Origin of the sequence: Rhizomicrobium sp. (genome assembly GCA_037200385.1) — a bacterium.
In the GTDB taxonomy this organism is placed as follows: Bacteria; Pseudomonadota; Alphaproteobacteria; order Micropepsales; family Micropepsaceae; genus Rhizomicrobium.
In genome coordinates this window covers 2,236,098-2,257,077 of the sequence record JBBCGL010000001.1, presented here as the reverse complement: position 1 = coordinate 2,257,077, position 20,980 = coordinate 2,236,098, and the positions used below count along the sequence as shown (strand labels likewise).

Annotated in this window: 14 protein-coding genes; 9 read left to right on the top strand and 5 right to left on the bottom strand. The window is 65.3% G+C overall.

The features are described from left to right. The first annotated feature begins 8 nt into the window (after nt 1-8). Entirely contained in the window at nt 9-1,265 is a 1,257-nt protein-coding gene (locus WDM91_10730) for an RsmB/NOP family class I SAM-dependent RNA methyltransferase (GenBank protein MEI9995060.1), read from the top strand. Nucleotides 1,266-1,340: 75 nt separating this feature from the next. After that, entirely contained in the window at nt 1,341-2,885 is a 1,545-nt protein-coding gene (gene guaA, locus WDM91_10725) for a glutamine-hydrolyzing GMP synthase (protein ID MEI9995059.1), read from the top strand. 197 nt (nt 2,886-3,082) lie between these two features. On the opposite strand, the gene WDM91_10720 is transcribed toward guaA, so the two are convergent. Both WDM91_10720 and WDM91_10715 read right to left on the bottom strand, forming a co-directional pair. Beyond that, nucleotides 3,083-5,155: an ATP-binding cassette domain-containing protein gene (locus WDM91_10720; GenBank protein MEI9995058.1), complete on the bottom strand. Its 2,073-nt coding sequence runs from the start codon at nt 5,153-5,155 to the stop codon at nt 3,083-3,085. A gap of 539 nt (nt 5,156-5,694) precedes the next feature. Next, nucleotides 5,695-6,198 carry a hypothetical protein gene (locus WDM91_10715; GenBank protein MEI9995057.1) on the bottom strand — a complete coding sequence of 168 codons (504 nt, stop codon included), beginning with the start codon at nt 6,196-6,198 and terminating at the stop codon, nt 5,695-5,697. Between the two features lie 232 nt (nt 6,199-6,430). Here WDM91_10715 and WDM91_10710 point away from each other — a divergent pair, with 232 nt between their 5' ends. After that, nucleotides 6,431-9,265 carry a hypothetical protein gene (locus WDM91_10710; protein ID MEI9995056.1) on the top strand — a complete coding sequence of 945 codons (2,835 nt, stop codon included), beginning with the start codon at nt 6,431-6,433 and terminating at the stop codon, nt 9,263-9,265. Between the two features lie 194 nt (nt 9,266-9,459). Here WDM91_10710 and WDM91_10705 read toward each other — a convergent pair whose 3' ends face one another. Continuing rightward, the gene (locus WDM91_10705) at nt 9,460-11,052 is read right to left on the bottom strand and encodes an MFS transporter (protein MEI9995055.1); all 1,593 of its coding nucleotides are present in this window, start codon (nt 11,050-11,052) and stop codon (nt 9,460-9,462) included. A gap of 197 nt (nt 11,053-11,249) precedes the next feature. Here WDM91_10705 and WDM91_10700 point away from each other — a divergent pair, with 197 nt between their 5' ends. After that, nucleotides 11,250-11,741: a MarR family winged helix-turn-helix transcriptional regulator gene (locus tag WDM91_10700; GenBank protein MEI9995054.1), complete on the top strand. Its 492-nt coding sequence runs from the start codon at nt 11,250-11,252 to the stop codon at nt 11,739-11,741. A gap of 594 nt (nt 11,742-12,335) precedes the next feature. Here the strand turns inward: WDM91_10700 and WDM91_10695 are convergent. Further along, nucleotides 12,336-13,502 carry an MFS transporter gene (locus tag WDM91_10695; GenBank protein ID MEI9995053.1) on the bottom strand — a complete coding sequence of 389 codons (1,167 nt, stop codon included), beginning with the start codon at nt 13,500-13,502 and terminating at the stop codon, nt 12,336-12,338. Between the two features lie 7 nt (nt 13,503-13,509). Further along, nucleotides 13,510-14,544, bottom strand: coding sequence for an aldo/keto reductase (locus tag WDM91_10690; GenBank protein MEI9995052.1), 1,035 nt, complete (start codon nt 14,542-14,544; stop codon nt 13,510-13,512). A gap of 86 nt (nt 14,545-14,630) precedes the next feature. On the opposite strand from WDM91_10690, the gene WDM91_10685 reads away from it, so the two are divergent. The 5 genes from WDM91_10685 to WDM91_10665 all read left to right on the top strand — a co-directional run bounded on the left by WDM91_10685 (nt 14,631) and on the right by WDM91_10665 (nt 20,919). Beyond that, on the top strand, nt 14,631-15,536 hold the full coding sequence (locus tag WDM91_10685) for a LysR family transcriptional regulator (protein MEI9995051.1): 906 nt from the start codon (nt 14,631-14,633) through the stop codon (nt 15,534-15,536). Between the two features lie 196 nt (nt 15,537-15,732). Further along, nucleotides 15,733-16,713, top strand: a complete 981-nt coding sequence (locus tag WDM91_10680; GenBank protein MEI9995050.1) for a hypothetical protein — start codon at nt 15,733-15,735, stop codon at nt 16,711-16,713. 255 nt (nt 16,714-16,968) lie between these two features. Then, nucleotides 16,969-18,321, top strand: a complete 1,353-nt coding sequence (locus WDM91_10675) for a metallopeptidase TldD-related protein (protein ID MEI9995049.1) — start codon at nt 16,969-16,971, stop codon at nt 18,319-18,321. A gap of 17 nt (nt 18,322-18,338) precedes the next feature. Then, nucleotides 18,339-19,796, top strand: a complete 1,458-nt coding sequence (gene tldD, locus WDM91_10670; GenBank protein MEI9995048.1) for a metalloprotease TldD — start codon at nt 18,339-18,341, stop codon at nt 19,794-19,796. Between the two features lies 1 nt (nt 19,797). Next, nucleotides 19,798-20,919 carry a PLP-dependent cysteine synthase family protein gene (locus WDM91_10665; GenBank protein MEI9995047.1) on the top strand — a complete coding sequence of 374 codons (1,122 nt, stop codon included), beginning with the start codon at nt 19,798-19,800 and terminating at the stop codon, nt 20,917-20,919. Nucleotides 20,920-20,980 lie beyond the last annotated feature (61 nt).

The following is a 20,980-nucleotide window of genomic DNA, read 5'->3' as shown; positions in this document are numbered from 1 at the left end:
AGCGCGCCATGACCCCCGCCGCGCGCCTGCAGATGGCCATCGACATCCTCGAAACGATGGAGATATCCGATCAGCCGGCGGACCGCCTGCTGAAGGACTGGTTCCGCGCGCGGCGCTTCGCAGGATCCAAGGACCGCGCCGCCATCGCGCAGCGCATCTTCGACATCCAGCGCCATCGCGGCACGCTCGCCTGGACGATGCGGGACGACACGCCGCGCGCGCTGGTGCTCGCCTCGGTCGCGCAGGATGGCGACGACCCGGACCTTCTGTTCACCGGCCAGGCCTATGCGCCCGCGGCGCTGAGCGAGGACGAGCAGAAGCGCCTGCGCACGCCGCGGGGCGATGCGCCGCTTCACGTGCTCGGTGAATTCCCCGCCTTCCTCGAACCCGAGCTGACGCGCGTCTTCGGCGATGCGATCCTGCGCGAGATGGTGGCACTGCAAGAACGCGCGCCGGTCGATCTGCGGGTCAACACCATCCGGCGCGAGCGCGGCGAGGTGCTGGAGGCGCTGATCGCGCAGGGCTTCGCCGCCACGGCCACGCCCTGGGCGCCGCACGGCATCCGCATCGCGGCAGGCGAGGGCACGGCGCAGCTCGGCCGCTCGGCGATGTTCGAGAGCGGCGCCTTCGAATTCCAGGACGAGGCGGCGCAGATCGCGGCGCTGCTCTGCCGCGCGCGGCCGGACCAGCGCATCCTCGATCTTGCGGCCGGTGCTGGCGGCAAGACGCTGGCGCTCGCCGCCGCCATGCGTAACCAGGGCGAGATCGTCGCCTGCGACATCCGCCAGCCGGCGCTGCAGGAGCTTGCGATCCGTGCCAAACGTGCCGGCGCGACCAACATCAAGACCCATCTGCTCGACGAGCGGGCGCCGCTCGAAGGCCTGTTCGACACTGTTCTGCTCGACACGCCGTGCAGCGGCAGCGGCACCTGGCGGCGCCAGCCGGAGCTGCGCTGGCGCACCACGCCCGAACGGCTCGCCGATCTCGTGCCGCTGCAGGACCGCTTGCTGGCCCAGGCCGCCGGACATGTGAAGCCGGGCGGCCGCCTGGTCTATGCCACCTGCTCGATCCTGCCGCGCGAGAACGAGGATCGGGTTGCGACCTTTCTCAAGCGCAATGCGGGGTTCAAGCGTCTGCGCGCCGACGCCGCCTGGCGCGAATCGGCCAAGGGCGAGCCGCCGCCGGGCCTGGCGGAGTTCTTCCGCGCCAGCCCGCTCTCCACCGGAACCGACGGTTTCTTCGCCGCCATTCTGCTGCGCGAATAGCGGCAATGCGCGGATAGCCGCCCGCGCGGCGTTGTTTCGCTGGACAGGCCCATGGCCCCTCCACTAAATCCGGTCATGGCAGCTCCCGTCCTGATCATCGATTTCGGCTCCCAGGTGACGCAGCTCATCGCGCGCCGCGTGCGCGAGGCCGGCGTCTATTGTGAGATCGTCCCCTACAACAAGGCCGAGGCCGCGCTGGCCGCGAAACCGCAGGCCATCATCCTCTCCGGCGGCCCGGCCTCGGTGATGGAGGAGGGCGCGCCGCGTGCGCCCCAGGCGGTGTTCGATGCCGGCGTGCCGGTGCTCGGCATCTGTTATGGCGAGATGGCCATGGCGCAACAGCTCGGCGGAAAGGTCGAGGGCGGGCACCACCGCGAGTTCGGCCGGGCCGACATCCGGATCGCGGAATCGTCGCCGCTGCTGGCCGGCCTCGGCGACATCGGCGCGCTGGAGCCGGTGTGGATGAATCACGGCGACAAGATCACCGCCATGCCGCCGGGCTTCGCCGTGATCGCGACCAGCGAGCACTCGCCCTATGCGGTGATCGCCGATGAGGCGCGCAAGCTCTACGGCATCCAGTTCCATCCCGAAGTCGTGCACACGCCGCGCGGCAGCGAGATCTATCGGAATTTCGTGCTCGGCATCGCGGGCATCAAGCCCGAATGGAACATGCACGCGTTCCGCGCGCACGAGGTCGCCAGGATCCGCGCCCAGGTCGGCGCCTCCAAAGTGATCTGCGGCCTCTCGGGCGGCGTGGATTCGTCGGTGGCCGCGGTGCTGATCCACGAGGCGATCGGCGACCAGCTCACCTGCATCTTCGTCGACACCGGGCTGATGCGCGCGGGCGAGGCGGACGAGGTCGTGACCCTGTTCCGCGACCACTACAACATCCCGCTGGTGCATGCGCAGGCGCAGGACCTGTTCCTCGGCCGGCTCGCCGGCGTCAGCGATCCGGAGCAGAAGCGCAAGATCATCGGCGCGACCTTCATCGACGTGTTCGACGGCGAGGCGCACAAGATCGGCGGCGCCGATTTCCTCGCCCAGGGCACGCTCTATCCCGACGTGATCGAGAGCGTCTCGGCGACCGGCGGCCCCTCCGTGACGATCAAGTCGCATCACAATGTCGGCGGCCTGCCCGCGCGCATGAAGATGAAGCTGGTCGAACCCTTGCGCGAACTCTTCAAGGACGAGGTCCGCGCGCTCGGCCGCGAGCTCGGCCTGCCGGCCAGCTTCGTCGGCCGCCATCCCTTCCCGGGACCGGGCCTCGCGATCCGCCTGCCGGGCGAGATCACCGCCGAGAAGCTCGAGATCCTGCGGAAAGCCGACACGGTCTATCTCGACGAAATCCGCAAGGCAGGCCTCTACGACACGATTTGGCAGGCCTTCGCGGTGCTGCTGCCGGTCAAGACGGTGGGCGTGATGGGCGACGGCCGGACCTACGACCATGTCTGCGCCCTGCGCGCCGTGACGTCGAGTGACGGCATGACCGCCGACTACTATCCTTTCGAGCACAGCTTCCTGGCGAAGGTCTCGACGCGCATCGTGAACGAGGTCCGCGGCATCAACCGCGTGGTGTACGACATCACAGCCAAGCCGCCCGGGACGATCGAGTGGGAGTAGGGGAGAAAGGGCGGCGAAATCGTAGTTTCGCGTCGTCTCTTTTTCTCCGCAATTCGCGCCAGTCACCCAAGGCGATGACCTGCCTTTTTGCGCCAAGAGGGCATGGAAATGATGCGATCAACCAAAGCTCGTCGATATCCTGGTGCACCGGAATAAAGGAATATCGGGAAGCGGGTCATCGTAGATTCCGATAGGGCCTATCGCAACTCAACCCGTCCATCGGCGACGTGATAGATCCGGGTGGCGAAACGCCATACCTCGGGACGATGCGCGATGACGATCAGCGTTGCGCCGGTCGCGACGAGATTTTGAAATATTTGTCTTTCGCCCGCGACTTCGACACTGGACGTCGCCTCGTCCAACAACAGCAGCTTCGGATTCCCGATCAACGCCCGGGCGAGCAAAAGCCTTTGGCGCTGGCCGCCGGACAGGCCGGCAAGGCCTTCTGCGATCTTGGTCTCCAGCCGCAGAGGAAGAGCCCAGACGAAGTCCTTGATGGTTGCCATCTCAAGAGCAGTATAGATTTCGTCGTCGGAGATGTTCTTCCGGAAAAGGGAAATGTTTTCGCGAATCGTACCGGAAATCAGACGATCGCTTTGCAGCACCGCGCCGAAACCATGCATCGGAAGCCGAGGCGGTTCTCCGTCCACCAGAACCTCCCCCGTCTGCGGCGGAGCCAGCCCGCAGATCAGCTTCGCGATAGTGGATTTCCCCGCACCGGACGGTCCGGCCAGGACGACGAATTCCGCCGGCTCGGCGTCGAGAGAAGCGCCGGTCAGGACGGGCCTGTCCAATTCCCCATAGCTGAATGTGACATTCCGAAGCGACAACCGTCCAACACGGAGAGATCGCCCACCGTCATACGCAGCGGGCGCGGCGTTCATGATCTCGTGCGTGAGCAATCGATGCATCTTCAATACCTTATATTGCCGCCCGTATTGAAATAGCGACGACAGCGATTGCGCCAAGAGGTCCTTGTAGCTGCCGACCGCGACGAACGCGCCCAGCGTGAAGTGATCCTTGCCGATAAAAAACGCCACCAGAGATACGAAGGAAATCCCCTCCAGGCTTTTGACGATTGTCGTTATCGCCGTTCTCTGATTCTGGATATGGCTTGTGCGGGCCTGGGCTTCGGCGACACGCCGGACGATTTGCTTGTAGCGCATCCGCCCTTGCCACGCGCTCCCGAATCTCACGAACAGCGGGATTTGTGAAATCGTTTCAATGACGAACGCTTGCCGACGTCGCAATGCGTCAAGGTTCAGGGACGACACCTCTGCCTCGGTCCTGCCAAACGCCGTACCCAGGGCGATGGAGATGCCCAGCGAGAGAAAGCCTGGAACTGCCAGCCAAGGGGATATGAAGAAAAGTGCAAACACGCCGACGCATAACGTTACCAGCACGCCACTGCATGATACGAACATATCGCTCAGTTGACGGAGCTGGCTGTCCACGGAATTGACAAGGTTCGAAATGCTTGACGGGGAGTTGTTCTCGAACCAGGACGCGGGCCTGGAAGCCAAGCGGTCGAACAGGGCGCCTCCCATCGTGATGAACATGCGCTTGGACAGTTGGCGGCGCAAAAGGCTCGCAACGATGCCCGTGACGGTGCTGGTCACCGAAATTAGCACGAAGGCAAGTGCCAGCGTCCCAATAAGTCCCGCATGACCGCCGACATGAAAAAAATCGACGGACCGCATGGATACGAGTGGAATGGCCAGTGCCGCCAGTTGAGACATCAGGGAGATTGCCAGCACCCGGATTCCCAGTTTGCTGGCTGCCTCTCGAAAAAAAACCTGGATCAACGGGCTTTGCTTGAGCGCCGACAGCGCCGACAGCGTTGATGAGGCACGGGGCATTTTTTCCCGCGCCATGGCGACGACGTGAATTCCCGTTCCAATCGCCGACCTCGCCAGCTTTCCTGCCTTTATGCGGCTCCAACCGTGCCGGGGATCGAATACCTCCAGCCAGTCCTCGCCCTTTCGGGAAACAACCGCGAAATGGCCTCTTTGAAGCAGGATGATTCCAGGCGTGGGATAATCCGCTGCACGTTTTTTATCGAATTGCACATCCACAGCGGTCGCGCCCAAGCTGATCAGGAGGTCGCGCAGTTGGTCCGGCGTGAGACCGCGAGACGCATGGCCTGACATGCTCTGGATCTGCCGAACCGTGACGGAGATGCCATATAATGCGAAGATCGCCGAAGCGCATGCATAACCGCCATCCGCCGAAGAACTTTGAAGCTCTATCAGCGGGCGCACCCAACGCATGGGGATGCGCGGAATTACACTTCCAACAAAGCTGCGTAGGTTGGCACGAGGATAACTTTTCCGGAGCAAATTCAACACGGTGCCTAGCTGCCCACAGTCCCTGCGACGGTCATGTTCCGCCACAATGCGAGATCGTATGAAAAATCATATAACCGTACGGAGATCATGTAGAACTCATGGTTGGCAGCTGTCGAGATTTGTCGCACCGTCGCATACTCTTTGATTTGCGCAGAAGTCTATATTTGCGGAATTTTCACATGTTGAATCGTTGAGGCAGTCTTCATTAGTGCTATCTCGACAAGCAGTATCGTTAACGCAGAAGGCGCCGTTCTGTTTGGTGTCGCAAAAGCCATTACTTAAATTTCTGAAAGGCGTTACTTTGACCGCTCTTTCGATCAATAGCAGGTCGTTGTCATTTATGATCACGCGACCCGTCTGATCTACAGATATGCTGTTGATATCAAAAACTACAGTGCTCATCGGCGCCTCCATGAATTTCGAATCTAGACAAAAAGGACGAAGTTCATTTGTTGCAGGCGTCATCCCATGTCGCGAAGGGGGCATCCCATGGATTCCGGGTCCAACGTTCCGAAGCCGCGCAGCCACGGCCGCAATTTGACGTTGTTTAGCGCTATTGTGCCATCGGCATTCAGCGAGCCGATGTCGTTCCGCACATCGTCAAGGGCGACCGTGCACTTCCCAATTCGCCCGTTCGCCCGAATCAGAAGTGAGTTCGGCTTGGCGGCATAGCAGATGTAGGGCTCGCGAATGCCGGATGGCATATCTGCTTTCCGCGCCAAGGCGGTGTCCTTCGGAGCCGCTATCGAAGGCGTTTCCGACCGTTGATCTATGTCGAATGTGCTCCCCAGCGAACGGCACGCATCGTCGTAAACCAACCTCAGCGCCGCCTTGATGGCTGGCATTTCGTTGCGTCGTACGGGCTGCTGCACAGTCAGACCTCCCGTACCCCCCATATTTCGCAGATGCTGGAAATCCACACGAAACCGTTTGTCGCTGGAGAACGATTTTGCAATCTCGCGCATGAGGGTCGCCAGATTGTCCAGGTTGTCGCGCCTAACATGCACACGCAGTACAGCTTCGAAGGGCCCGCCCAAAGAGCACCGCAGTTCGGCGCACTGCCCGCGGGATGTGCTGCGGCATTGCCGTTTTGCCGGATGAGGCGATTTGCCCGTGCGGATCGCCCGTGCGGTATATTTGCGGTTTCGGTCCTTCATAATCGTTTTGCGGATAGAGGTGAGGGTAGGATTGCGCCGCTTGGAAGTGGTCGAGAACGCTTCACTATTGTCGATGCCAGCAGCGACGGCTTTTGATCCATACGCTGGCGATTTCAGGAAGGCGATATTCCGGCACGGGTATCGTGGTGAACGAATCGCGGTCCTCGCCGATCGATGCCGAATTCGACGCCATTTGCGACGACCTGCGGCGCTTTTTGCACGAGGGTGTCTGCTCCGAAAGTTCTTGAAAGCCTCGTTTCTTGGCGTAGTGATGACGATTTGTTCGTGTCGCGTTGTTCTTCCCGGCGTGGCTATGGGAGCTTTCGTACTCCTGGCCGGCTCGCGGGGCACGGCTCAGACGCTTCCGCCGACGGCCACGGCAACCAAGGACCATGGGCCTTCGATCGAGCTGGTTGTCGTGCCTGGACGTCGTCTGCGCGGTGCCGCACTCGGGGACATCGCGCCTCTGTTCGTGCTCGATCCCGCAGATATCCAATCCTTCGGCGCCGGGTCGATACCGGATCTGTTGGATGCCCTCAAGGCGCAGACCGAGGCCAACGGCGCCAAGCCGGTGATCCTGCTCAACGGACGACGCGTCTCGGGACGCGGCGTGATCAAAGACCTTCCGACCGAAGCAATCGAGCGGCTGGAGATCCTTCCGGAGCGGGAAGCCCTGAGATATGGATATGGGGCCGGCCAGCGTGTCGTCAATATCGTTCTTCGCGAGCATTTTCGCGCGCTGACGTCGGACTTCGAGGGCGAAGGCGCCACCCAGGGCGGCGCCGGAGCGAGCAAGGACGATCTCAATTTCACGCTGCTTGAAAATGAGCTGCGCTACAGCCTCGACCTGAAATACGAACATGACGATCCGATCCTGGCGAGCGAGCGGCATGTTCTCGTCGCGCCTGTGTCGCCGTTCGATATCGTCGGAAACATAACTGCGCCGCCGCAAGCCGCCGATCCGGAAATCGACGCCAGATTGAGCGCCCTGGCGGGCGTGCCCGTGACGCTCGCCGGCGTCCCGAAAGCACAAAACGGGCAGGCCTTGATGCTCGCCGACTTTGTCGGCCTAGCCAACGCTGCGAATGCGGGCGATCTGTCGCCCTATCTTTCGTTGCGTCCATCGACCGAGAAAATGTCCGCGAACGCCGTCATAAGCGGTTCCTTGTTCGGTTCGGTCACGGGAAGCTTGAACGCCGCTTTGGACGATACGCGGCGGCGTTCCGACCAAGGGCTGGCGACTGGCGCTCTGCTGATTCCGCCTTCGGATCCATTTTCGCCTTTTGCCGCACCGGTCGAGCTCTATCGCTATCTGGCGGAGGCCGGGCCTCTCGCTTCGACGCAGGAAAGCATACACGGCCACCTAGGCCTGTCGCTCGACGGTGTGCTCTCCGACTGGGTCTGGTCGATGACCGCCGGTGTGGACCACGACGTTGCGGACACGAGCACGCAGACCGGCATCGATGTTTCGCACATTCGGTCGCTGCTGGACGGAGGCGGCCCGGCACTCGATCCGTTCACGCCGTTTCCGGCCGGCCTGCTTACCGGCCGCATGACGGACCGGGCGAGATCGATCTCCGACACCGCGTCCGTCAGCCTTGTGGCAAACGGCGACATCGCCGAGCTTCCCGCAGGCCGTGTCTCCGCAACCGTCCGGCTTGGCGGGGACGTCGCCCGCACGGCGTCGCGATTTTCCGCCAATGGAACGACCGATGCCGGCGCGCTCTCGCGCAATGAGGGCGACGCGGGGCTGACCCTCGACGTGCCGCTGACGAGCAAGGAGAACGGCGTGCTGCCCATGATAGGGAGCCTGTCGTCGAATCTGGATTTGGACGTCCGTCGGATATCCGATTTCGGAACGCTCAAGAACGCCACGATCGGCCTCGCCTGGGCGCCCATCGAACGAATCGGCTTCGTCGCATCGCTCGCCACCAGCGAGGACGCCCCCCAGATGGCGATACTGGAAAATCCAACCGTCATCACGCCCAACGTGACCGCTTTCGACTTTCTGCAGGGCCGGACGGTCGAAGTGACGGAAGTCGCCGGCGGGAATCGAAACGTCGTGGCGACCCGCAATCATGTCTCAAGCGCCACCTTGACCGTCATCCCCTTTGCGCAATCCGCGCTCAACCTGATTGCGACCTATAGCCATAGCAATGTGAGCAATCCGATCGAATCCTTGCCGGTCCCGACGGCCGCGATCGAGGCGGCTTTTCCGGATCGCTTCGTTCGAAACGGCGCCGGCCAGCTCGTCACGATCGACACGCGGTCCGTCAATTTCGCCGGCCAGCGCACCGATCAATTGCGCTGGGGCCTTTCCTATTTTGCCCCGCTGTCTTCGCTGATCGGCGGAAATCCAGCCGCCACGCCGGTTTCTGCGAACGGGCCGGGCAAAGACCACGAGGTGGTGCAGTTTTCCATCTTCCACACCTGGGTCTTCACCGACCGCATGCTCATTCGCCAAGGACTGCCGGCGGTGGATCTGCTCAATGGCGGTTCGGCCCAAGTCGCCGGCGGTCAGCCGGCACACCAGGTCGAATTCCATGCTCTGGTGTCAGGCCGGGGAATGGGCGAAGAGCTCGACGTCAAATGGCAAAGCGCAACCTGGACCAACAACGGCTCCGCGATCGGCAATCTCTTTTACTCCAGCCTGGCGACGGCCGATTTGCGCCTTTTCGCAAATGTCGACGCGATCGGAGCGTTCGGTCAGGCGCCTTGGGCACATGGAATGCGCATCACTTTGACGGTCGACAACATCTTCGACGCTCGACAGCGGGTTCATAATGGCTTGGGAGAGACGCCTGAGGCATTTCAGGCCGGATATATCGATCCTGTCGGCAGGCTTGTGCGTCTTGATTTGCGTAAGGCCTTTTAGTCTCAACGGCTAAACGGCAGCCGCTCGTTCCAGGTTTTTGAAGACCCGAGTTGGGTGTTTTTCCGCCTTTGTGGACCGGTTGCTGGCTGGCGCCATGTCATTCGTTGACCGACGAATAACCGGCCGATGCATGACCCCTATCCGGCCGAGCCCGACAATTCCAAAGATCGGCAGACACGGCAGGGTAAAATCGATCATGCAGCCGTGGCTGACGGATCGCTTGCCGGAAGGTGATTGCTGCCATCCGTGACCGGCAACGTCTCGGCACGCCGCACCAAGAGCAGCGTAAGCAGCGCCATCGCCGCGGCGATCGCGGCCGCCAGCAGCAGCGCCGCGGCGAATCCGTCGGCGAAGGCCGCATTGCCGATTTGCCGGACGCTCGTTCGCAGGGCCTCCGGCACCGTATCGATGATGCCCGCGACGTCACCTGACGTCACGCGCTTGGAGAGTTCCGCCGCCGTCTCGGCACCGAGCCCGGCTGCGACACCGTTGGCGATGAAGCTGCGCGAAGCGACGTGCGCCAGTACGGCGCCGAGTGCCGCGATCCCGACCAGCAGGCCGACAAACCGCGTCGTGGCGGTGAGGCCCCCCGCCATGCCGGCGCGCTGCGCCGGGACCGCGCCCTGCATGACCTTCGCCGTCTCACTGTTGAGCAGCCCGGCGCCGGCGCCGGCAATCAGCATGCCGAGGAGGAAAGCAGGATAGGGCAGGGAAAAGTGCGCGAGCGCCCACAGCAGCAGGTTGCCGATCAGGGTCGTCGTCAATCCGACGGTCAGCAGGGCGCGTCCGGAATAGCGGCGCGCCAGCCCGGCGGCGAGAAGCGGCGTGAGGAACATCGGCAGGGCGAACGGCAACATCGCCAGCCCCGCCATCGCCGGCGAGAGATCGAACGCGTTTTGCAGGAATAGCGGCAGGTAGAAGATCATGACCTGCGCGCCACCGGCATAGCCCAGCATGGCGAATACCGATCCGAGGAAGGTCGGCTGGGCAAACAGGGTGAAATCGACCATTGGCCGCTTCTGGGCAAGCTCGACGAAGAGGAACGCGACGAGAAGCCCGGCCGCGCCTGCGAAGCGCTCGACGATGGGTCGCGCCGCCCAGCCGAGCGCATTGCCGTCGATCAGCGCCCAGATCAGCAGGAAGAGCCCGGCGCTGAACGTCAGGATTCCGGCATAATCCAGGCGCTTGGCTTCGTGATCGCGCGATTCCTCCACGAAGGCCGCGATCGCGACGAACAAGGCGATGCAGATCGGCAGGTTGATGAGGAAGGCCCAACGCCAGCCGAAGAGATCGGTGACGACGCCGCCGACGATCGGGCCGCTGGTGAGCGCAATGCCGAGGCAGGCGCCCCAGAACGCATAGGCTTTCGCCCGTTCCCGCGCTGCGAACGCATGATTGATGATCGCAAGCCCCGCGGTCACCAGCAAGCTCGCGCCAATACCTTGCAGCGCCCGCGCGAGGTCCAGCATCAGGGCGGATTGCGCCAAGCCGCAGAGACCGGACGCTGCCGCAAAGACCGCGAGGCCGATCAGCGTCGCGCGCTTGCGCCCATGCCGATCGGCATAGGAGCCCGCTCCGAGCAATAGTGCCGCGAAACTCAGCAGGTAGGCGCTGATCACCCATTCGATGTCGGCGAAACCGGCGCCGAGCGTGCGCGCGATCGACGGCAGCGACACGGCGACGATGTTCGAATCGAACATGCTCAACGACGTCGCCAGCGAGGCTGCAACGAGAATGCGGCGCTTGGCGCGCGCGGCCTGATCGGCAGGGACGGAAGAGGTGTTCATGCACGGGCTCCTGAGACGGAAGCGGGATGCCCAATATGTTGCATATGCAAGTTATTGCGCGAAGTGGCGGCGCCGAAGATCGCATATGCGGATTGCGACGATTGCATATGCAAATTATCGGGCGCACCTGCAACCTTGCACGTGCTAAGGTCGGCGCACTCCCATGTGAACGGGAGAGCCGCTTGCGGGAGTCGGGAATGCCCAAGACCATCCGGAGGGCCGTGGGGCCTCGCTTTGCCAAGGTGGAGAACAGTTGTAATTGTACGGCGCTGAGAAAAGCGTCGCGACGCGTGTCGCAACTCTATGATGAGGCGCTTGCGTCCTGCGGTCTTCGTGTGACGCAGTTGGCGATCTTGAACCAGATCCTTCGCATGGGAACGCCGGCAATGGGTGAATTGGCCCGCGCTCTCGTCATGGACCGCGGCGCGCTGGCGCACAACGTAAAGCCGCTTGAACGGGATGGCCTCATCGAGACCGTTGCGGATCCCGCCGATCGGCGCAATCGGCTCATCGCACTCACACGCGCCGGGCGCGGAAAGCTCGTCGGGTCTGAACGCGCGTGGGCGCGTGCTCAGGAACGCTTCGAAGCTTCGTTTGGCGCGAAAGAAGCTGCGGCGCTGCGTCGGGCCCTCGCCTTCATTGCATCGGATGGATTTTTGGAGGGGTTCCAAAGACCAGCGGCGCGCTAGGGTCCGGACTCAATTGGGATTCGCAGTGTCACTGTCATGGCCCGCAAAAGCGGGCCATCCAGGTGACGCTGCCACAATCGTCGAAAGCACGAGCGCACCAACGGGATGGCCCGCTCTCCGGCGGGCCATGACAAGCCTTTGAATGACTCAGGGCAATTGAGTACGGACCCTAGCAGGCTATTGGAGAAGTCTCGGTTTCTCTCCGCTTGATTCCAATTGCGCGGACGCGCGGGATAACCGCGATCGTCGCGACGTCTTGGTCAGGCGAGCCTGGTTTATCGACCGAGCAACATCGCCACCCGCGATGCGAGAAGCCTAACGACGAGCCCCGGAGGGTAGCCCCGGTGGCTCGGCACGTCGTCGGGAAGTCCGACGCCGGCCTGCCGGACGCTTCGAGTTCGACGCCACCGCAGGAGCACGTTGCGGTCATGATGGATGCGCGTGTCACCTGCTGGTGATCACCATGCGAACGCCTTGGCGCATTTCTGGTCGAACACCGGAAACTCCGCGAGTTGGACGTGCATCGCCGATCCTCCCATTGCATCCCCCGAACTGGCAAGGGCGCCCTTTGATGGCGGACGTATGCTCCTCTCGTCATACGGCAAGCGAGGCCCGTGCATTCCCCCGACGGCCGAGCAGGACCGCCGCCAGCCCGATGGCCGACGCGCTCGCGCCCGCCAGCGCGACCGCCGGATAGCCGAGCCCGCCCGCGATCACGCCGCCGCCCAATGCGGCCCCGATGGCGTTCCCGAGGTTGAACGCGCCGATGTTGACCGACGACGCGAGGTTCGGCGCATCTGCGGCGGCGGTCATCACGCGCAACTGCAGCGGCGGCACCAGCGCGAAGCTCGCAACGCCCCACAGGAAGATCAGGACGGCAACCGGTCCGGCATGGGGCATCAAGATCGCGAAGGCGACGAGGATCGCGCAAAGCGACGCCAGCGTGACGATGAGCGTGCGGTCGACCGAGCGGTCGGCGAACCTGCCGCCCAGCCAGTTCCCCACCGTCAGCCCAACACCATAAACGACGAGCATCGCCGTCACGAAGCCGAGCGAGGCGTGGGTCGCGTCGCGCAGGATCGGCGCGATATAGGTGAAGACCGTGAACATCGCGCTCGCTCCCACCACCGTCAGCGCCAGCGCGCCGAGCACCTTGCCGCGCAGCAGCACGCGCAACTCGTCCATCGCGTTGCCGTCCTGCGGCGCGCGAAGCTCCGGCAGCGTCAGCCGCAGCGCAGACATGGTCGCGACGCCGAGCGCCGCGATGCCCCAGAAGGCGGCGCGCCAGCCGAGATGCGCCCCCGCCCAGGTTGCCAGCGGCACGCCGACGACATTGGCGATCGTCAGCCCCATGAACATGGCCGCGACGGCGCCGGCCTGACGCTGCGGCGGCACGAGGCTCGCGGCCACGATCGAGCCGACTCCGAAGAAGGCGCCATGGTTGAACGATGTGAGGACGCGCGCGGCAAGCAGCATGCCGTAGCTGCCGGAGACGGCCGCCAGCAGGTTGCCGACCGTGAAGATGCCGGCCAGGCCGATCAGCAGTGTCCGGCGCGGCACGCGGCCCGTGGTGAGCGTCATCAGCGGCGCGCCGACCACAACGCCCAGCGCATAGGCGCTGATCAGAAGGCCGGCCGTCGGGATCGAGACGCCGAGGTCGTTGGCGATGATGGGCAGCATGCCCATCGGGGCGAACTCCGTCACGCCGATGCCGAAGGCGCCGACCGACAGGGCTATCAGTCCCGGGTTGAGCTTTGTCATGACCTCCTCAGACCAGCGCCGGGTTGAGGCGGGCGAAGCCCTCCTGCTGACGATAGGGCGTATGGGGATAGGGTGGCAGCACGTCGCTCGCCGCGTCGAGCGCCGCGACCTGCTCCGGCGTGAGCGACCATCCGACGGCAGCGAGATTCTGGCGCAGTTGCTCCTCGTTGCGGGCGCCGATGATCACCGAGGACACCGTCGGGCGCCGGAGCAGCCAGTTGATCGCGATCTGGGGCACGGTCTTGCCGGTCTCGGCGGCGATCTGCTCGATCGCATCGATGACCCGATAGAGATGTCCGGTTTCGACCGGCGGCGCGAATTGCTCGGTCTCGTGCAGCCGGCTGCCTTGCGGCACGGCGCGGCCGCGACCGATCTTGCCCGTCAGCCGTCCCCAGCCGAGCGGGCTCCACACCAGCGCACCGATGCCCTGGTCGCGTCCGAGCGGCATCAATTCGTGCTCATAGGCCCGGCCGATCAGCGAATAATAGACCTGGTGCGCCACGAGCCGCGGCCAGCCTTGGCGCTCGGCGGCCGCTTGCGCCTTCATCAGCTGCCAGGCGGGATAGTTGGAGACGCCGGCATAGCGGACCTTGCCGGCCGCAATCAGCAGATCGAGGGTCCCCATCAGTTCCTCGACCGGTGTCGACGCGTCGAACGCATGGAGCTGGAGCAGGTCGATGTGGTCGGTGCTAAGCCGCCGCAAGGAGTCGTCGACCGCCCGAAGCAGCCGGGCGCGTGAAGCTCCCCAATCCTGCGGCCCGTTTCCCATAGGCAGCCCGGTCTTGGTCGAGATCAACACTGCGTCCCGCCGGCCTCGGACCGCCTCGCCCAGGATCTCCTCGGCGGCGCCGGTCGAATAGACGTCCGCGGTATCGAACAGCGTCACGCCGGCATCCAGGCAGACATCGATCAGCCGGCGGGCTTCGGCCGCATCGCTCCGCCCCCAGGCGCTGAACAGCGGTCCCCGGCCGCCGAATGTGGCGGTCCCGAAGCTGAGTGCCGGCACGCGCAGTCCGGACGATCCGAGTTGGCGATACTCCATGATATACCTTTCATTGTCATCCTGGCGCATAGATGCAGGCGGCCGGTGCACCTGAGTACCGCCCGTCGGCGCGAAGGAATTTTGCAATGGACGCAAAGCCGGCCGGCGGAGCAGATCGGGCACGCGCATTGGCGCTGTTTGCCGCCGTGGTGGAGCAGGGCAGCTTTTCCGGCGCCGGCCGCTTGCTGGGATTGAGCCCGTCCGCCGTCAGCCGGGCGGTCGATCGGATCGAGGAGCGGCTTGGCGTGCGGCTGCTGCTGCGCTCTACGCGCACGCTGTCGCTGACCGCCGAAGGGCAGACCTATCTTCAGGCCGCGCGCCGCATCCTCGCCGATCTGGACGATGCCGAACAGCAGATCGCCGACCAGGGGGCGCCGCGTGGCCGATTGCGCGTCAGCGCCGCGCTGTCGCATGGGCGGCTCTGCGTGGTGCCGCTGTTGGGGGTGTTCGCGGCGCTCCATCCGCACATCCTGACCGACATCGCCCTGACCGACGCGCTGGTGGACGTCGCCGCCGGCCAAGCCGATGTTGCGATCCGCTTCGGCCCGTTGCCCGACAGCGCGCTGACGGCCCGCAAGCTCGGCGAGACGCGCCGCGTGATCGTCGCTTCGCCCGACTACCTCGCAAGGCACGGCACGCCGCGGACGCCCGAGGACCTGCACGGGCACAATTGCCTGAACTTCAACTTCCGCAGGGCCGAGCCGGTCTGGCCGTTCCGGCGGGAGGGGCGGGAGTTCGCCTTGTCCGTCCGCGGAAACATCGAAGCGAACAATGGCGAGACGCTGGGCCAGCTGGCGGCGGCGGGCGTCGGCATCGCGCGCGTGGGCCATTTCAGCGTCGCGGCGGAGATCGCGAGCGGCCGGCTCGTTGCGATCCTCGAAGACTTCAACCCGGGCGACGTCGAGGTGATTCACGCCGTGTTCGTCGGCGGCGCCAGCACGCCCGCCCGGATCCGGGTCTTCGTCGATTTCCTGGCCGCCAATCTGCGCTGACGCCTGCTGCGCGTAAACGGCGTGCCGCCCGAGGTCGTCCGGGCAGGACGGGCGGTGCCGGAGGATCGCCCGCTCGGGAGGAAGGGTTGGTACAACGCGGCTTTTGCGCGATTATTCCGTTCGGCATCTCGCGTCCGGATGAGCGGAACGCGCGACGAACGCGCCGAGCCGTGCGAGGCGCAACGCAGGAGCGGTCATGACGGGTCGGCAAGTCGCGTTGTATTTCGCCTGGAGCCGCCCGGACGAAGCTGCGGCGCCGCTCGGCGTTCTGGAGGATCGGTTTCCGGCGCTGTTCGAGCTCCGCCGGATGTTCTGGCCGCGGCACGAGCAATTCGCCGATCCGGCGAAATTCGATCAGGGCATCGGCGGCTTTCTGGACAACATACAGCTGAGGAATTTCACGCTGTTCGCCGACTTGGTGGCGTCATGGACCGGAAATCCCGTCCGTTGCGCCGAACGCAGGACGGATGCCGGTCGGTGCGCGCTCGACGCCGAATATCTCGCCGGGGTCGACACGCTCATCGTCATCAGCTTCGATTCCTCGCGAACGCAGCAAAGGCCGAGCGACGCCGAGATCGCCGCCGTCCGGTCGTTTCTCGACAAGCCCGATCACACGCTTTTTGTGTGTCCCCATCATAATATCGGCAGCACGGACGGGCTTCCCGAGAGCGAATGGCTGGCGCGTCGGGAGCTCGAATTCCACCACCATGGCGATCCGGCCATCCCGGCGCGGCAGTCCTTCGGCGATTTCGGCCTTTCGCTTCTCGGCGGTCTTGGCCTGGCGGTCGAAAACCGCTTCGGCTTGCACCCCGCGAAGATGCCCGACGGCGCGCCCGCGCCGCTCGAAATCGCTGCTGCGTTCGATCGCGCGGGGCTGATGGCGGGCGTCACGACCTTCAACCTCCATGCCCACCTGCCGCATTTCGAAAGGCTCGGCGACAGTGTGGCGAAGCTCGACGTGTTGGCGCGCCAGCCGATCGATCCGGACGCCCCGCCGCATCCCTTCACCGCAACAGGACGGCGCGATTTCGACGCTTTGCTGCAGACCGGACCCGATGTGTTTCCCGGCCGCGTGCTGGTCTGCGATACGACGACCTGGAGTTCCACCGTCGGCGGCCTCGACAGCCTCCAGCGCTTCTGGCGAAACGTCGCGCTGCAGAAGCGCGGCGTCAGTTAGTTGTCCGCATTATTCCACGAGCTGCGGGCCATGGCGCGCGCGACATAGCCGCGGCAGGCGGGATGCCCCGCCAGCCCCGGCCCCTCCGATCGAGATACCCGAGATCGCCGGCCGCCGATGTGTCGTCTTTCCCGCCTTTTGGTGGATGGGTTGCGGACCGGCGCCGTGCCATTCGTTGACGGCACGAACAACCGGCAGACGCATGACCTCGACCGTTCCACCCGTTCCGCTTTCCCCCGCCGTGCCGAAGACCGCATGAGCGGCTATCTCCTCCATGACGAGGCGATGCTGAGCCAGATCGCGCGCGACGCCGTCGCCCATGCGCGCCGGCTGGGCTTCGATCAGTCCGTTTGCGTCGCCCGGGAATTCGCCGGCCTGACGATCAAGGTGAAGGACGGCCGTCCCGAAACCGCGGTGCGGGACGGCGGTCAGTCGGTCTCGGTCACGGTGTTCGACGGCGGGCGCACCGGCACCGCCGGCACATCGACCCTAACGCCGCAGGCCATCCACACCGCGGTCGAACGCGCCGTCGCCATCGCGCGCCAGGTCGAGTCCGATGCCGATGCGGGATGTGCCGATCCCGAATGGCTGGCCCGGAACGGGCGGGAAGTGGAGCTTTACGCGCCATCCGGCCTGTCGGCGGCGGATATCGCCGCGGCCGCCAAAGCGATCGAAGACGCGGCTCTCGCGGCCTCCGCCGCGCGACCGGTGCGCATCATGGAGGCGGGCGCGACGAGCCATGACAGCCGCTGGGCCCGCGCCATCGGCGCCGATTTCTGCCGCTCGGCCAGCGCCTCCAACCAGAGCCGCTGGTGTGTCGCAATCGCCGAGCGCGACGGCGCGATGAGCCGCGCGGCGTGGCGCTCGGTCGAGCGGCGGACGGATCATCTTCTCGCGGCCGAGACCATCGGCGCGACGGCGGTCGCCCATGCGGTGCGCAAGCTGGGGGCCCGCGCGGTCGCGACCCAGGCCGCGCCGGTCCTGCTCGACGCCGCCATCGCCGGTTCGCTGGTGCGCGAGTTCTGCGGCGGGCTCTTCGGCGCGGCGCAGCACCAGAAATCGACTGTCCTTGCCGATGCGATGGGCCGCCGCGCGCTCGCGGCGCATCTCGATCTGGTCGAGGATCCTTTCGAGCCCTTCGGCATGGCGAGCGGCGGATGCGACGGCGAAGGCGTGGCCGGGATGCATCGCTTCGTGGTGCGCGAAGGCGTGGTGGAAGGCTATTTCCTCTCCTCGCGCTGGGCCCGCAAGCTCGGCCTGCGCTCCACCGGCAATGCCGACGGCACCTGGAACCTGTTTCTCACGAGCCGGCTGGCCGGCAAGGCCGACGATACCGCCGCGATGCTGCGGCGGCTGGATCGCGGCTTGTGGGTGACGGAATTCCTGGGCGGGCGATGCGATCCCGTCACCGGCACCTATTCCAAAGCCGTGGCCGGATTCTGGGTGGAGGACGGCGAGGTCGTCTTCCCGGTGCAGGACGTCACCATCGCGGGCGATCTCGCGACCATGCTCGGCCATATCCGGTTCGTGGGCAGCGATGTCTATCGCGACGGCGCGGTGCGCACCGGCGCGATCCTGCTCGACGACATGAAGATCGCCGGTTGCTGAGCGCCAAGGAGAACAGGATGGACGTCCAGGGCAAATATCCCGCCGCCGAGCGTTTCGCGCGCGTCGAGGAACGCCTGCTGCACCAAAACGATCTCGACGTCGAAGCGCTGGGCCCCTTGCTGGACAGGCTTCTCGGCGGCGGCGATTTTTCGGATCTCTATTTCGCGGCGTCGAGCCGCGAAAGCTGGCAGTTGCAGGACCGGAAGGTCACCGGCGGCAGCTTCTCGACGTCGCAGGGCGTCGGCGCACGCAGCGTCAGCGGCGACCGCACCGGTTTCGCCTATTCCGGCGACATGTCGCCGCGCGCGCTCGGCGCCGCGATCGAAGCCGCCGCGAGCATGAGCCGCACCGGGTCCGGAAACCGTCGCGGGATCGCGATCGGCGCGCCCGGGCCTGCGCATGCGCTCTATCCCGGCATCGATCCGACCGCGACGGCCGAGGCCGCGCCCAAGCTCAAGCTGCTGCAGGAGGTCGACCGGCTTGCGCGCGCCGCCGATCCGCGCATCGTCCACGTCTCGGCAGGTCTGCAGATGTCGCACGCCTTCATGCTGGTGGCGGCGAGCGATGGCGCGCTGGCGGGCGACATGCGCCCCGAGGTCCAGCTCAGCCTGACGGTGCTGGCCGAAGCCGGCGGGCGGCGCGCCAACGGCACGGCCTCGGCCGGCTGGCGCGCCGGGCTGGAGCATTTCGACGAGGCCCGGCTGGCGGCGCTGGTCGCGCGCGCCACGCGGATCGCGCTCGTCAATCTCGATGCGCGGCCCGCGCCGGCCGGGGTGATGACCGTCGTGCTGGGCTCCGGCTTTCCCGGCGTGCTGCTGCACGAAGCGGTCGGCCACGGTCTGGAAGGGGATGCCCATCGCAAGCGGTCCTCGGTGTTCACCGGGCGCATGGGCACGGCCGTCGCCGCGCCCGGCGTCACCGTGGTCGACGACGGGACGCTGCCGGGCCGGATCGGCTCGCTCAACAGCGACGACGAAGGCACGCCCACAAGGCGCAACGTGCTGATCGAGGACGGCAAGCTCACCGGCCTGATGCAGGACCGGCTCAACGCAAGGCTGATGAACGATACGGTCACCGGCAATGCGCGGCGCCAGTCTTATGCCCATCTGCCCATGCCGCGGATGACCAACACCTTTCTCGCCGCGGGCGGGCACGATCCCGCCGAGATCGTCGCCTCGGTCGGTCGCGGCATCTATGCGGTCGGGTTCGGCGGCGGCCAGGTCGACATCACCAGCGGGCAGTTCAACTTCTCGGCGACCGAAGCCTATTTGATCGAAGACGGACACGTCACCGCGCCGATCCGGGGCGCCACGCTGATCGGGCTGGGGCATGAAGCGCTGCATCGCATTTCGATGATCGGCAACGACCTCGAGCTGGAAAACGGCATGTGCGGCAAAAGCGGGCAGAGCGTTTCGGTCGGCGTCGGCCAGCCCACGGTCAGGATCGACGACATGGTGGTGGGTGGCACGGGCTGAGATGACACCTCACTTGCAGCGGCTGCATCGGCCCGAGCCGGACCGGCCGACCGCATCGGCCTTGCGGCGGGCCTGGACGCAGGATGCGGTGCAGCTGATCGCGGCGGATGCGCGACGCACCGCGGACACCAATCTCATCCGCCTGCCGTTTTCCGGGGCGCCGGGCATCGCGCTCTATCTGAAGGACGAATCCACCCACCCCACCGGAAGCCTCAAGCACCGGCTGGCACGTGCGCTGTTCCTCCATGCGCTGTGCAGCGGCTGGATCGGCCCGGATTCGACCATCGTCGAGGCGTCGAGCGGTTCGACCGCGGTCTCGGAAGCGTATTTCGCCAGGCTTCTGGGTCTTCGTTTCCTCGCCGTCGTGCCGCGGTCGGTGGCGGCGGCCAAGGTGGCGGCGATCAGCCGTCACGGCGGGGAGATCCGCTATGTCGACAGTGCCGCCGACATCCACCGCGCGTCGCTTGCGCTGGCCTGCGAGACCGGCGGCCACTACATGGATCAGTTCACCTATGCCGAACGGGTCTGCGACTGGCGCGGCGAGGACAACATCGCCCGTTCCATCTTCAGCCAGATGAGCGCCGAAGCCGATCCGATCCCGGCTTGGCTCGTTTGCGGCGCAGGCACGGGCGGCACTTCGGCGACCATCGGACGCTTCATCCGCTACCGGCGGTTGCCGACGCGGCTTTGCGTCGCCGATCCGCAGGATTCCGTTTTCCATCGCCATTATCACGATCGCGCGACGATCGCCGTGCCGGATGGGGAGCAATCCTGCATCGAAGGCATCGGGCGCGGCGCGGTCGAGCCCTCCTTCATCCCCGAACTGATCGACCGCATGCTGCCCGTCAGCGACGCACAGAGCATCGGTGCGCTGCGGGCCGTATGGGAGCTTCTGGGGCGGCGCTGCGGCGGATCGACGGGCACCAATATCTGGGCTGCGGCGCAGCTCATCTCCGAAATGAAGCGCGCGGGCGAGACCGGCTCGCTCGTCACGATCCTGTGCGACGACGGCGAGCGTTACGCCGACACGTATTTTTCGGACGCCTGGCTGCTGGAAAGAGGCGTCGACTGGCGCCCCGAGCGGGCCCGCATGACCGCATTCTTCGAGAGCGGCTGCTTGTGAGATGCCAGCGCCGCTTGCGGCATCCGGCCTTCCGACTCGTTTTGCCTTTGCCCGGTCGCCC